Raw genomic sequence first — 14,429 nt, 5'->3', positions numbered from 1 at the left:
TCCCTTTCTCTTGCATCGTGTCTCTCCGCTGACTGGATGGACCTGTCCCACTCGGACTTTCGCGCTTTTCTCTCAAACTCAGGGCGGCAAATGTGTTGTTTTTTAGAAACACGCCGTTTCCAAGGGGATATTTGACCCAGCCATACCCTTCAGTTTAGCGTTGTGTACAAAAATAAATAGAGAAGCGCGTCCGCCGGACTATGCAAAACCGGCGTGCGCTGTTGCTTGATCATTCAAAGGAACCCGCGCGTGTTCGCATCTGCTAGGTCATCGTCGGGCGGCAGGTACACCAACAACATATTCCAAGCAATACGACCGATCCTCGGATGGGACGAATGAGGAATGCCCGCCACCAGGCGAAGCCGGCTTGACGGCGCGTTACTGACGCTGGATCGGACGTGGATAGGACATTCGGCGGGCCGCACCCAACCGTGAGGCGGCCGGGATAGGACAAGCATACGCGGCTCATGATCGCATTAACGGCCCGCAAGGGCGATAGGCATTAACCGAGGGGGAAAAACCATGTCAATCTTTAAATCGAACCTTCGTACAGCGGCTATTGCATCTGCATTTTTGCTGACACTATCGGCAGCTGCACAAGCAGATGTCGCGCTTGCCGGTTTTCTGAACGCCGGCAGTCCTTCCAGCTTCAGCATCACCGACCTCCAAAGTTTCGGTAGCACCGCCACGGTAACGGTTGGCGACAATACGTATACCGGCGTGTCATTATACAGCTATTTGAATACTTATTTAGCCACGGACCCCACCGTACCTAAGAACGATATTCTGCGCGATTATGTCGTTGCCACCGGCGCCAGCGGCACCATCGTGTATTCGCTGGGCAATTTGGCTGACGCCAATTTCGGCACCCAAAACAGTATCATCGCCTTCAGCGATAGCAATGGCGCGTTGTCGGCGCCCAGCCTGATCGCTACAGACGGCGCCCACGTCTTCGACCTCACCAGCTTGAGCGTTGGCCACGTCGATTATCCCGGATTGGGCACTCAAGGCCCTTCCACCTCGTTCAGCGTCTTCGGCGATGTTTCCAATCCGACTACCTATACGGCAGCCGAATTGCCGGGTTCGCTGGCGCCCCATACGGAATTTACAAATCCGGATGGCACCCCTCTGGTCGCGGGTGGCGGCCAGGGTTTTACCGGCGTCTCGTTATGGGATTTGCTGGTCGCCGCCGGCATCTCGACCAACCCGGCAACGCTCTTGAAATCCTATGTGGTCGCAACAGGTACCGACAACTACGCGTCCGTCTTCGGACTGGAAGAGATCATGCCGCAGTACGGCAACCGGGGCGACCTGGTGGCTTACGCCAACGGTTCGGGCGGATCTCTGGACAGCAGCGGATTCGCACGCATCGTCGTACCGGGCGATACGCGCGGCGGTCGCTATGTGTCCAACCTGGTCAGTCTGGAAGTGGTCACGGTTCCGGTTCCGCCTGCTGTCCTTCTGATGCTGTCCGGCGCGTGCGTCTTTGTCTTCACCGGCCGGAGGCAACGCTCGGCCGCGTAGTCGGATCGGTTGTCCCCTCCTGTTCGGAAGGGCTGGGGCGGGGACTTCAAAAGCGTTGGTTTGGCTGATTCCGTCATTCCAACCTTTAGGTTCCGGGCCTTCGTGCCCGGAACCTAAAGCCCTCATCCCAAACCGGCTTTGCCCCCTCGCTCTGCTCTTCCCGGCCAGAGGGAAACGGGCTCATGGGTTCACCCTCTCCCTTTGGTAAAGGTCGGCGTGAGGGGAGGTTGGGCGAACTCCGTTCGACCCACAAATTCGCCGGGATTGACCGTTCAACCTAAACGAAAGGATGGAGAGATGAAAAATCGAGCAATTTTAACGGTGCTGATGGGCACCGTTTTATTCAGTCAATCGAGCCTGGTGTTGGCCAACACCGTTCCGCTCCCGGATCATCACCACATTTACATCAACGTCGCCAACGACAGCGGCTCGCAGTACGGTTCCGGTCCCGATGGCTCCTATTACATCAAGGCCGACGGCGGCGGTTTGAACCAATTGCATATCACGACGGACAGTTCGATCGCTGGCGTCAATGGACAGGTGACGACTCAAAACATCGATACCTCCTCCACCTCCGGCACGTTCTGGGTCAGCACCACCGGCGGTCGGGGCTACAATGACGCCATCATTCTCTTGGCCTCGGTTCAAGGGCCGGTTTCCGACGACTTCAGCTTGAGCATCACATCCAGCGGCTATCAATGGACACCGACCATGAACCAAACCGTGGGCGCGGACATTCGTTACGTATCCGGGGCCGTGGATGAAACCTTTAGCAAAAGCGATTTTCTATATGGTCCCAATACCGCAAAACCGGGTCCCGGAAACGGCTGGGTACTGCCTTTTTATTCCGGCCAGGATATCAATGATCCATCTACGGCCTCATACCTGCTGTTCATCGACCTTTATGTGGGCAATACCTCAGACCGCTCGCTGATCGACAGCGGAAACGCCAAAGTGGAGTTCACCGTTTCCGGCCTCTACGAGACAACGCTTGCATTCAATGCCTACGCCTATGCATTGAGCTCGAATACCGGCGGCGATTCCATCGACTGGACTAACCGTCTCTCCACCAATTTGGCGGACCCTGGTCAGAGCGGCTATTCCATTACCACCACTGCCGTGGCGCCCGTACCCTTGCCGCCCGCGGTCTGGCTGCTGGGCAGTGCTCTGGCGGGCTTTGGGTTTATCGGCCGGCGTCAAAGAAATTCGGCGGCGAGTCGTACCTTTTCCGCGCTTTAACGTAAATACCTTAGGTAACGCTTCATCCCCTCCCATCGGGAGGGGACTGGGCGAAAGTGATGGCGATCTAACACCGGTAAGGATTCTATGCAGATTCATAGCCAGCAGTCTGTCGGCAACTCGGCGACCTGGTCTTTACGCTGGCACGGGGCGCCATGACCGCCTTTACGCCCAGGCCGGCATCGAATCGCGTCTGAAATCCTCTTCTCCTGTTCCTCTGCCCGTCGCGATTCGGCAAAAGCGTTTTCATCGCTGGTGTACCCCTCGAAAAGGAAGCTGTCTTCGGCAGCCATTGAGTTTGAAGCGTGTCTCGCCCTCCGGCGAGTTACTTTTGCAAACCCCATCCCTGGGGTTTGCCCTTCGGGCGAACGTTGTTCGTCCCATTCCGCTCCCGGCGGAATGGTCGCTCCCGGCGAGTTTGTCTTTGCGTGCGCAAAGAAAAAGTAACCAAAAGACAAATCGGCCGGGAGCCGATTTGGACGAGCGGAGCGCGCCCGAAGGGTTCGCACCAGGGAAGGTGTGAATCAGCGGGCACCCGGATGGCGCGTTGATCCTGCGCGTCGCTGGCTGGAGCCGCGGGCGACAGAAGGCCCGTCCGTGTGCCTCTGTCGCCGCACACGCTCCCCCGCGTGCCCCTTCAGGCGGTTCCGCCTCCAGCTGGCGATGCTCGGGCGCGCCATACGGGACGATTCAGCAACGCCGCAAAGCTGATTAGAAAATGCTCTAAATACATTCAGGGAAGTCTTGCGGCCTACGCACCACTGCAGGAGAAACCCGCCAATCGAATTAATTTGTCGAGACTTCGCAATAATTTATGGAATGTACTTAGTTGCCAGGTGCGATGACCAGGCCGGGCCTGTCTGGGGGAACGCGTCCACGAGGGGCGGTTGGCAGCCGCGCCGTTCCCGCTCGGCAGACCGCCTGGCCGTGATCCGAAACTCGTGAGCCGAATTCCCGCTAAGGCGCGGCCGATAAGAAGGCGGAAATCGGCGTCACCGACCCGCTGGCGCCGACGGCGGGAAGGACCATGATTTCGTCTTGTCCCAGTTTTGCATCGAGCGGGTGGCCGCCGCTCACCTGCCGTTCATCGCCGACGTGGCCATGGGCTACCAACAGTTGCGGATGATCGAACGGTGCCCGCTGGTATCTCACCCGCTCGTCGGTCAATGCAAGCAGGAAGTTGATCAGGTCGGTAATGTTCTGGCTGGAATCCAGCAGGGTCGACAGGCTGCTGAGGTGAAAATGCTGGGTATCGCTGACGAAATTGCCGTGTCGGGCATAAAACACCACGACCTGGCGTAAAGTCGCCATACCGCCGTTGTGCATGTACGGGCCGGTCAGCTCGATATTGCGCAGCGTCGGAATTTTGAAAGCCCCGTAGGTTGCGAGGGCCATCTTGGTGCTGGACAGATGGGCCTGCGCCGCGGCCGGCGTCGGAATATAGGCTGTAATCGGATTGATGCAGTTCTGGTTGCGCAACACGCCTTCACGGCTGCCGTCTGGGATCAGCCCGTCGCTAGGCAGAAAATAATGGGGCAGGTTCAGTTCGAGGTTGTAGGCGAGGGGACTGATGAAATCGCAGGCACGGATGCTATCCACGCCGGGGTCGACGATACCCGCCGCATCTCCCGCGAGATACCGGATGTATTGCGCGCTGTAGGACAAGGGGTTGCCGAACGCATCGACGCCTGCCAGGCCGATATCGGCATCGGGAGCGGTAACGCCGATATTCGCGAAACCCAGGTCCATCAATTTCGGAAGCTGTTGCACGTTGGTGTCGCGCGTCACAGTATTGCCGTATCGATTGAGACCGGCTCTGGACGCTGCGTTGAAAGGTCCGAAGGCATTCGGCCCGAATGGGATCGGCGTGTCCGGCGGACCGAAGCTGCGACCCGGAAGCGGCGTCAGCAAGGCGGCGTTGGTCGCGACCGCTGCCAAGGTCAGGTTCGGGCCGGTATGGCAAAGATTGCAATGATTGTGCATGAACAAGTCGACGCCGTTTTTCAGCGAAGCAACCAGGGCCGCGGTATGTTCCGGCGTATCCGCGACGACATTGCTCCAGGTTGGTTTCATCTCGGCATCGACGGGACTCAGATCAAACGGCGATTGATCGGATACCAGTGTGGACTCGTACAGCTGGATGGCGAGGCCGAAAAACATCGCGAAATTGGCTTCCATCTGGTTATAAGGCATGCCTCCCCCGGCCGGCGCTCCGAACGGGCCGATTCCGCCGTAAGCCCAGTATTTGGGGTTGAAGGCCCGAACGATCAGGTTTTTGTAGGTGGTGTTCAGACCGGGTTTCAGGTTTCCATCGGTGCTGAGGCTGTAGGGCCCCAGCACGCTGTCCTGCGGGTGGACTTGCTGGTATTGCAAAGGCTGCCGCAACAAGAGCTTCCGGCCGATGTCCGGCCAGGTGCGTCCGGAGCAGCCCATTTCGACTGCGTTCTCCACCGGCGGTGCCAGCGCCTGAGAAGCCAGCGACGAATTGATGAGATGCAAGCGTTGCTTGACCACGGTTCTGGCGTCGACTTTAACCCAGACACCTGCGTCCGGATCGCGTTCGCCCCAGGGACTGCTGCCGTTGAAGACATTATTGGCGCGGCCGTCCCAGAACTGACGGTGGTTGAAGACGGCATTGATGACGGTCGGCGCGTTTCTCGCCGTGACCTTGCGAACGCCGACAGGATTGACCCTGAATGTCGGGTCGGCGCCGCGCAGGCATTGGTCCTCGGTTCCGCCAAAGCGCGATGTAGCGATGTACTCGCCCCCGAAAGTGCCGGCGGAGCCCACCACATCGTCGGTGCTGAAAATCACCGGGCTGGTATTCGTGCTCGGATCACTGAACCGGTGCAGGGGAAAATCGTCCGGATTCAAGCTGTGGTTGGGGCCGCCGCTTCCCGAAGGCAGCATATCGAAGGTCTGGCCGCTGGCATCCGGACTGTTCTGGCCGGGGTTGATCTGGTTCTTGACGCGCGCGTCGGCGCCGGCGTGGAAATGGCAGGCGGCGCAGGCCTGGCCGTCGGAACCGACGTTCTGGTCCCAGAACAGCGCCTTGCCCAGCGCGATCGCCAGGTTCTTGTCGAGCACGATGGGGTCGGCGCCATCCAGTAGACCGGGGACCGGCGGGATAGGCACGTTGCGCAAAGAGACCGGCACGGGGCCGGCAGCCCGGGCCCAATGCGCCGCCAGCAAGCCGCCCGCCAAGATGAGCTTATACAAGGTTCGCTGATTCACGTCGTCGTCCGAAGCTTGGTTTCGCAGGTGATACCGGCTTGAGCCGGTGCGATTGTGGACTGAATTCCGCGCCCGCAGTGGAGCGCGGACATCGCTATAGTCGGCTGTTTCGCCTCGCGCGGGTCTTTCCGGTCGAGACGCCGAGCAGGGACAGGCCCGCGCTCAGGAACAGCCAGGCGGCGGCGGGTATCGGCACGGGCGAGGCTCCCGCCGCGGCGCTGACGAAGATTTGCGGATGCGCGCCGGGTTTGGTGATCTGGTTGACGAGGTAGGTGACCTGGCTGTCCGCCGCCGAGCCGAACAAGGAAACGAAGCCGCCGCGGGTCACGATGTCGAATAAGTCGGGGTTGTCGCCCAGGTCCCAGAAACGGGGCGCACAGACATCATTGGCGCAATTATTGGTGCCGTTGAAATTCCCCCCATCGTAGGCATAAGTCCCCAGCGTCTGCATGCCGTCCAGCAGCGTGTTGTAAGCCCCGCCGGCACCGTACACCGCGTTCCAGTTGAGGTCGGGATTCGCCAGGCCCTGTGCCCCGGCCGTCGCCGCGTCGAACCACTGATTATTCGCCAACAATGCGATATTGAAGGCGCCGGCGGCGGGCACGTTGAACTGCGGGTTATGAGGCGATATACCCAAAATGTCGAAGTTGGAATACCACTTGACCTGGACGTCGGTCACATGCCAGTTCCCGTCGCCGTACTGGGCATCGAATCCCGCCTTGATCGTCGCCGTGTCGTAGGCCACCAGGAGATGCAGGGTTCTTGCATCGTTGATGCCCTGTACGGGGTTGGGCAGGTTCGCCGAAATCTGCATGGCGCCGAACGCGGACAGGTCCCGGTCGGCATAGTTCGGGTCGCTAGAAATAAAGGTGTCGGCCACTGCATCGACGCTCAGCACGGTGCTGGCCAGGGGGCTATTGGTCTGGATCATCGATAAGGCGGCGACGATTGCGGAAAGTTCGAGACGAAATTCATACATGAGATGTCCTCCAGATTTTCGGACGTCTTCCGCTGCGGCCCGCGATGCGAAAGACGGGTTATTCCAAATTGCTTTCGATAGGGCATTCAGTTTTCGTAGGGTGGGTTAGGCGCACATCAGCACTGAGCGACCGCCGGTCACTGTGCTTTGCGTGCGCCGTAACCCACCGAGCGACATCGAACCGGTGGGTTAATCCCGAGCGGAGCCGAGGGGCCTGTCCTGAGCTCCGTCGAAGGGCCTGTCCTGAGCCCAGCCGAAGGGCTAACCCGCCATCGATGGGTTTCGCTTCGCTCTACCCATCCGTTTATGTTCAGTCGAACGCCGATCTCGAGCATGTTATGTTCAGTCGAACGCCGATCTCGAGCATGCCGAGCGCGGGCTTTCGCTCCCCGGGAAGAAACCCCTATCCAAAACTCGATGTGTTGCCGAGAGATTCCTTGATCTGGTCGAAAACCTGAGCCATTTCCTCCGGGCTTACTTCCTCTATCCTTGCCGGGGCAAACACATCCTGGCCCAATGCCCAGAGCGTGGAACAGGTTTCCTCGGTCAAGGCGATGCTCACCGCCTGGTTGAGTTCGTACAGGCTCCAGGGGTATCCGGCATCGCGCAGGGCGAACTGCATCGCGTTCTGCACCAGGCTGCGTACGATGTGGTGCGGCTCGGACAGCGGGATTTGCCGGATTCGTCCGGCGGCGGCTTCGACGCAGGCCTGCCGGTCGTAACAGGCATGGCCCCGGCAGGCCAGCGGCCGCACCGGATAAATCGCGCAAACGCCCTGCAGGATAAAAGGACACGGGCGCTTTAGCGTCACCCGCCGGGCTTCGGTCAGGCCGCGGGTTTCCTTGTCGGCCCGGGCTACCCGCTTGGCCAGATTCACGTCTTTGGTCCTCGCCTCGGTCCAGCGGATGTAGCGCGCGATCAAGATGACCTGCGGGGCGGTCGCGGTGACACGCAAGGTACAACAGGGCGAACAGCCCTTGTGGCAGGCGAGTGCCGGATAACCTTCGGATTGAACGGCGACATTGCCGTCGAAACTGCTGAAGGCCTGCGACAGCAAACCATCGATCAACTCCTCCCGGCCGCAGTATTTCGCCAGGGTCTCGGCAAATGCCCGGCTTTGCACCTTAAAGAATTCCAGAGTTCCCGTTTCATTCATGGCTATGCTCCTTTCCGGGGGACAACCGGCAGCGACGATTTGCCGCCACGACCGAGACGTTTTCCGAGGTCGGCTTAGAGTGGGCGTGAGAAGCGACTGCGCGATCTTTGTCGGCCAAAGCTTGCCGAGGTTCGCCTCGATCAGTCGTCATGTCCGGTCCAATCGGCAGGTCGGGAATCCCTTCCCGCCGCCGTTGGGCCAACGCGCTCGTCGGCAAAGGATTGCCGACCTACGATCGTGCACCCTGTAGGTCGGGAATCCCTTCGCGACGTCGCGGCCGGATCCGGCGTCTTTGTCGCCAAAGGATTGCCGACCTACAACTAGGTCGCGAATCCCTTCGCAACATCACGCCGATCGGCTCGCTCTCGGGTTGCTTGCGACGCTTCCCACATACCCTCTTGTGGATGGGTGGGGTGCAGCGATGCCGCGCATCCTGCCCGCCCAACGCCGGTTCACACAGCCTTGCGACGGCCGATCACACCGAGACCGGCCAGCGCACTGCCGAACAGCCAAACGGCTGCCGGTACCGGGACCGCAGCCGGCACGACGTCGAAGCTGAGGGTAGGGAGTACCGAAGCACCCCCGGTGAAGATCGTGATGCCCAGGGTATCGCTGGCCGCCATCAGATAGAGCGAGACATTGGCGTCGCCGGAAGCCGAGGCGGACAGAATGTCTTCGACGAAATCGGGCGCCGGGGCGAGGTCGTAGGAGACGGTTGCCTGGCGGTCTCCGGTCTTGTCCGTGGCCCAATTGCCGTAATGGGTCGTGCTGCCGGTGTAGGTGGGTGTGTTCCAGCCGTAATACGGGGAGCCGATCAGCGCCTGGCTGCCGGACCAGGTGGCCAGCGCCGCTTCCGTCGTGGCGTAGGGTGGATTGAGCGCGCCGCCGGAAGCCGCCGTCCAGTCGTCCTTGCCCACCCAGTAGATGTCGAAGTTACCCGGTCCGCCGCCGAAACGGGTGTTGTTGGCGTAAATGGTGTATTGGAAGGTGAGTTTGGCGTTGTCTATGGTCCAGTTGCCGGCGCCGTGGGTGGCGTCGAGCGCGTCGACGGCGGCGCCGACGTCGAACTTGAAGGCGACATTCCCTGCGGTGGGATGAAAGCCCGGAACGAACGGGTTGAAAGACGATGGCCCCTGGAGACCCACGGCGCCTCCGCCGGCCCAGACCGTGCCGTCGCTCAGGAACATGCCGCTGGTTGCGGAGCCGCTGCCGCCGCCCCCGCCGGTGCCGATAATGGTGAAGGCCTCGCTGCTCAAGATCGAGGCTTGCGCAGAGACGGGCGCGGTACCTGCCGCCAGCAGCAGGGCAAGCGTGAAGGGCCTGCAAGCGAAACTATGGGTTTTGTTCATGTTGATCTCTCATGCGGTTGTGGGGAATCGGGTTCGGGATCGGTTCGCTTGATCGTCGCGATCGGCGTACCGACATAGCCGACCTACGAGCCGGTAAATCTCGGCTTTCGTTATTACCAATAATTAATAGCGCAAGTAAGCATGAAACATGCCGTTCTATGGCGGACGTTCGCATTGAACGTATATCAAAGGTTTATTGTCCCGTTGCGGCGCATGGGTTCGCCGATTGCCGGAAAACCGCACACAAAGTGTGCTGTTTGGGGTTGTCATTGCGCTTTTTTGGTGCTTCCTATTAATCAGGCCCGAAAATACCCGCCTGGTATTCTCGGGCCGCCTCCTCGGCCGGTACACGCCCGGCCCCGGATTAACCCGGCCTGTATTTATGGGCCGGGTTAATAATGGCGGCGGTGGCCGGCCGAATGGCCGGGGAGTGCGTGGACGGGGGCGATCAGCGCAATTCCACGGTGGCGTAATCCGGATTGATTACCGGAACCGTGCAGGCGTCGGGTGCGCCAGAGGCTGCGCGGGTGTACGGGGTGACCGGGTTGTTCGGATTCCACACCGGATCGGGGGCGTAGCCATTCGAACTTAGGGCAACATAGCCCGCTTTCCCGAAACTGTGGTTGATATTGGTGTTGCGGGCGGCCACGTTGACGGGATTTTGGGCATAGGCGACCAGAGCCAGAAGCGCTCTCCGCTCATCGGTGGTCACGTTGTCCATCCACTGAATGCCGTATTCGGACCACAGCGGATAGCGGCCCAGGTAGACCTGCTCCAAGGTCGGCGGCGCGCCGTCGATCTTGATGAAGCGATACCCGGCTTTGTTGGCGTAGTTAACGTTGCGCTCGGTGGTCTGAATGCCTAGAGCCCATTTATTTTGGGCATTGAAGTTGGTCATGCAGTTGTCCTCCGCGCCCAGGCTGGTTGCCAGCACGGCGTCGGTGAATCCGCCCGGTTGCGCCAGCGCCGGGGACGAAGCCCCCAGACAGGGGTTCTGCATGATGTTGGCCAGCATGGCCACTTGCTGGCCGGCTCCGTTTTCGCGGCGGCACAAATGAACCTGGGTATCCGCGGGGGCGGTGAGATAAGCCGGGTCTCCGCCGAGGCTTACCCAGCGAGCGGCGACAGCGCTTAAGGAGGTCGCCGTTCCGCCGACGTTCACATTGAACGCATCCCAATCGCTGGTGCCGCCGGAAAACAGGCTCGCCAACTGTTGCTTGGTAAGGCTGGGCATGCAGGCCAGCGACTCGATCCCGTTGCTGGTGTAGTTGACGGCCGTGCCGGGCGAGACGCAAGTGCTCGGAAGATTGCCGTTCAGAACTTGCGCGTACTGCAACGCATTTCGCAGTTTCCAGGTGGACGGGATGCCTATCACGTGGCCGGCGATGGCATAGCGATTTGGAATCGTGCTGGCGTCGATCTCCGGCTTTCCCTCGGGAACGTTGTCGGCACCATGGAAAGCATCCGGCGTGACGTCGCCTATGCTGGCGGTCGCGGCAATACCCCCCGTCACCGTGCCGCAGGAGTAATTGTAAGGGAACGAAGTCCCGCCGCTGACGAAGGTGCCGTTGTGAGCCGTGCAGTTGGCCGAGGCAGGATCCTGGAGGTAATCGAGCAGCGTGCCGTTCGCCGTCGCTTCGATGCCTACGTAGGACGCGCCGATACGCCTTCTGGATATCCAGATCCTTTTGGTACCGGTGAGACCGGCGACCTTGCTGCCGTCGGTATTGCAGTACACGGCCCAGTAATCATTGTTCGTGGCCGCGGCCGGATTGGCCGGCGTGTAGTTCTGAAAATACACGTGCTCGGTCCCGGAAACGCACAGGGCGGGCTGGAAAAACCTATCGTTCGCCTGCGATCCCGGAAGATACAAATAAATTTCGGGGGCACCGGCAGCGGGCGTCAGCGCAAAAGCAGCTTCAGCGCCCGAAACGAGGACTGCGGCGGCGAGGACCTTCAAGGGAGTCGTCTTAATCATTCATAAATCTCCGAAAAGCTGGAATAGGGTGCAGTAAATTTTCCGGCACCCGGCGAGACCCCTGCATAGATCAGGGGCCGTTGGAAATTGGCATGGGCGTGATAGGGACGGTTTCAGACGCTGCTGGCCTGCTCGGGGCGCCTCAGAAAACCTAAGGCGGCCAGGGCCGAGCTCAACAGCCAGACGCCAGCCGGAATCGGTACAGGCGCCACGCTGCCGGACCAAACCAGTTGCTTGTTCGCGACATCCAGGGCGAAGGTGAAGGTGCCGCCGCCCAGTTGGTCGACCTGAATCTTATTTACGTTGGGTCCTTGTAAATGAAGAAAGAACAGCGCCAAGGTTTCATCCGGTTCGGTAGGGCTGCCGACCGTCGCGGTGGTATTCGCGGCTGCCTGCTTGCCTCCGAGGTTATTGCCCCAAATATTGGTGAAATAGGCATTGTGGGCGTCGACGGTTCCGTCCGTGACCTCACTCAGATTCAAGGTGAAATCGAAGGTGGAGGCGCCGCCGTTTTGCGCCGACGAGCTTTGGTTGAGCCGGTTCACCCTCTGTTGAACGGCGGAAGACATCTGGCCGAGCCGGCCAGTGGCGGCTTTCCCTTGAAAGGTATTGATTTTTTCGATTTGCGTAGGGATGTTCTGAACGGATGTAACAATACCGTAGTCGGCGCTGCTGACGCCTTGATAGGTATTGTTCGCGGCGATGTTGAACTTGAGAGGATTGCCGGCGGCGGCGAAGTCCTCGAAGCGCTGATCCAGAACCCAGGTTCGAGGCGTGCTCTGGCCGGTAAGGAAATCTTCGACGGTGACCCCGAGATCCAGGCTGTACGAGTACGCGGACGTTTGGTCCCAGACGCTCAGAAAAAGCTCTCCGGAGGAACCGCCAAATGTCGAACCGGTGGCGATCGCCGCATGAGCCCCGCCAGCAGCCGCCGACAGCAGGACGGCGGGGAGAAGTCGGGCCAGTATGGCCTGTCTTTTTGTTTTCATATCGATACCTCTTTGAATTTGCGTGAGTGTGGTTAAAACCGCTTGCCTCGAAGGCATTCCGTGTCTCGCAGTCCGGTCGATTTCCGGGTTCGCCACGCGGCATTCCGGCTGCTTGACAGTCCTGATAGCGTTACGTCAATTAAGTGATAACGCTGACTGATCCTAAATAACGGTGTATCTGTTTGTAAACAACGAAACCGATTTCTCAAGAGAAAAAATTCAAAAAATACTTTTTCCTCAGAGGAGTTAAATCGTTATTTACTTTTATAATAGCGTCGATTTAGATTGTTAAGAAAATGACAACTGCGTTAAGTAGGGGGGACAACGATGGGGTTAGTCATGCTTTTTCCCGGCCGAACGGGCTATCGCGATGGCCGGCAGAGTCGACCTGTTTCTGCGTAGAGTGGCTGTGTGTTGGCCGCTGTACAGCGGCCACGGATATGCCGATTCCGCGATAGCCGAAGCGGCATCCGAAGCGGTTTTCGATGTTCTCGATTTTAGGATCGACGGTAATACGGTATTGGATGAGCGAGCCGTGGAAAGGGCCGTCTATCCGTATCTCGGACCGGGCAAGACTGTAGACGAGGTCGAGCAAGCGCGCGCCGCCTTAGAAAAAGCCTACCATGACGCCGGATACGAAACCGTATTCGTGGATATTCCCGAACAGGATGTCGTCGGCGGGATGGTCGTGCTGCAGGTCGTCGAGGGGAAGATCGAACGGCTCAAGGTAAGCGGGGCTCATTATTTTTCTCCGGGCCGCGTCAAAGCTTCGGTGCCCGCGCTCGCCGAGGGGCAGGTGCCGCACATGCCGACGGTCCAGGCGGAATTGGCGTCGGTCGGCGAGGCTTCCCGCGACCGTGAGGTGACTCCCGTCATCCGCGCCGGCACGACGCCGGGCAGACTCGAAGTGGATCTGCAAATCGGCGACCGGCTTCCCCTGCACGGCAGCGTCGAACTGAACACCCGCAACAGTATCAATACGACCCGAACGCGCTTGTCGGCCAGCCTGCGCTACGACAATCTTTGGCAGAGATTCCACAGCGCTTCCGTTCAATATCTGGTGTCGCCGGAAAATGCCGACGAGGTCGAGGTTTGGTCGGGAACCTACGCGTTCCCGACCGGTTGGGAGAACACCCGGCTGGCCCTCTACGGCATCGGACTCTCCTCGACCAGCGATGTAAGCGCCGCGGGTGCGCTCGCTGTCGTCGGTTCCGGAGAAATCTTCGGCTTGCGCCTGATGAAGCCTTTTGCTACGGGTGCAAACTTCGTTCATAGCGCAACGCTCGGCGTCGACTATAAGAGTTTTGGCCAGAGCCTCCGTCTTCTCGGCGCGGATACCCTCAATACACCCATCAGCTATGTGCCCTTCGTGGTGGAATATGACGGTAGCTGGAGCGGAACCTCGTTTGCCACCTCGGCCGGTATCGGCCTTCACTTCTCCATTCGCGGACTGGGTAACGATCAGCAAGAGTTCGAGGACAAGCGACTGCTTTCCCATGCCAATTACCTCTATTTGACCGGCGAGTTGGGCCACCGGCATGTGCTTCCGGGCGATTTTCGCCTCGTGGCGAGGCTTTCCGGCCAATACGCCGATTCACCCCTGATCAGCAACGAACAGTTTTCCGCGGGCGGTCCGACCAGCGTGCGCGGCTATCACCAGACCGAACTGCTCGGCGACCACGGCGTCACCGCATCGCTGGAACTGCATAGTCCTTCCCTTCCGTCTCCGGGCGGAGATTTCCCGGAAAACTTTCGGGCGCTCATCTTCGCCGAAGGCGCCGCGCTCTGGATCAGAAGTCCCCTGCCGGGGACGGCTGCCGAAAGCCAATTGGCCAGCGCCGGCGCCGGCCTTCGTCTTCAGTGGTGGAAAAACTTCTTTGGCGAACTCGACTGGGCTTATCCACTGATTGCGACGGAGTTCGTTCGAATCGGAGAACAGCGGATGGACTTCAGAGTCGCTTACCAGTTTTAAGTGGGAGAT

The 14,429-nt window shown here is 59.7% G+C and carries 9 protein-coding genes; 3 read left to right on the top strand and 6 right to left on the bottom strand.

The features are described 5' to 3' along the window. The first annotated feature begins 522 nt into the window (after nt 1-522). Together sS8_RS14980 and sS8_RS14975 are read left to right on the top strand one after the other, a co-directional pair. Nucleotides 523-1,524: a molybdopterin-binding protein gene (locus tag sS8_RS14980; RefSeq protein ID WP_145986548.1), complete on the top strand. Its 1,002-nt coding sequence runs from the start codon at nt 523-525 to the stop codon at nt 1,522-1,524. A 297-nt stretch (nt 1,525-1,821) separates the two neighbouring features. Further along, nucleotides 1,822-2,763, top strand: a complete 942-nt coding sequence (locus sS8_RS14975) for a VPLPA-CTERM sorting domain-containing protein (RefSeq protein ID WP_145986547.1) — start codon at nt 1,822-1,824, stop codon at nt 2,761-2,763. Nucleotides 2,764-3,720: 957 nt separating this feature from the next. On the opposite strand, the gene sS8_RS14965 is transcribed toward sS8_RS14975, so the two are convergent. The 6 genes from sS8_RS14965 to sS8_RS14940 all read right to left on the bottom strand — a co-directional run bounded on the left by sS8_RS14965 (nt 3,721) and on the right by sS8_RS14940 (nt 12,448). After that, complete coding sequence (locus sS8_RS14965; protein WP_232020323.1) at nt 3,721-5,997, bottom strand: cytochrome c peroxidase; 2,277 nt, start codon at nt 5,995-5,997, stop codon at nt 3,721-3,723. A 94-nt stretch (nt 5,998-6,091) separates the two neighbouring features. Then, complete coding sequence (locus sS8_RS14960) at nt 6,092-6,976, bottom strand: hypothetical protein (RefSeq protein ID WP_119630309.1); 885 nt, start codon at nt 6,974-6,976, stop codon at nt 6,092-6,094. A 403-nt stretch (nt 6,977-7,379) separates the two neighbouring features. Next, a complete protein-coding gene (locus sS8_RS14955) occupies nt 7,380-8,132 on the bottom strand; it encodes a YkgJ family cysteine cluster protein (protein ID WP_119630308.1) in 753 nt (250 codons plus the stop codon). 452 nt (nt 8,133-8,584) lie between these two features. Then, nucleotides 8,585-9,481 (bottom strand): VPLPA-CTERM sorting domain-containing protein, encoded by an 897-nt coding sequence (locus sS8_RS29240; RefSeq protein WP_119630307.1) that lies wholly within the window; start codon nt 9,479-9,481, stop codon nt 8,585-8,587. A gap of 448 nt (nt 9,482-9,929) precedes the next feature. Beyond that, on the bottom strand, nt 9,930-11,459 hold the full coding sequence (locus sS8_RS14945; protein WP_119630306.1) for a type 2 periplasmic-binding domain-containing protein: 1,530 nt from the start codon (nt 11,457-11,459) through the stop codon (nt 9,930-9,932). 113 nt (nt 11,460-11,572) lie between these two features. Next, entirely contained in the window at nt 11,573-12,448 is an 876-nt protein-coding gene (locus sS8_RS14940) for a hypothetical protein (protein WP_119630305.1), read from the bottom strand. A gap of 370 nt (nt 12,449-12,818) precedes the next feature. On the opposite strand from sS8_RS14940, the gene sS8_RS14935 reads away from it, so the two are divergent. Then, nucleotides 12,819-14,420, top strand: coding sequence for a ShlB/FhaC/HecB family hemolysin secretion/activation protein (locus tag sS8_RS14935; RefSeq protein ID WP_119630304.1), 1,602 nt, complete (start codon nt 12,819-12,821; stop codon nt 14,418-14,420). Nucleotides 14,421-14,429: the final 9 nt, after the last annotated feature.

Origin of the sequence: Methylocaldum marinum (assembly GCF_003584645.1) — a bacterium.
In the GTDB taxonomy this organism is placed as follows: domain Bacteria; phylum Pseudomonadota; class Gammaproteobacteria; order Methylococcales; family Methylococcaceae; genus Methylocaldum; species Methylocaldum marinum.
Note: the sequence above shows the minus strand (reverse complement) of the source record. Positions and strands in the feature narration are given on the sequence as shown.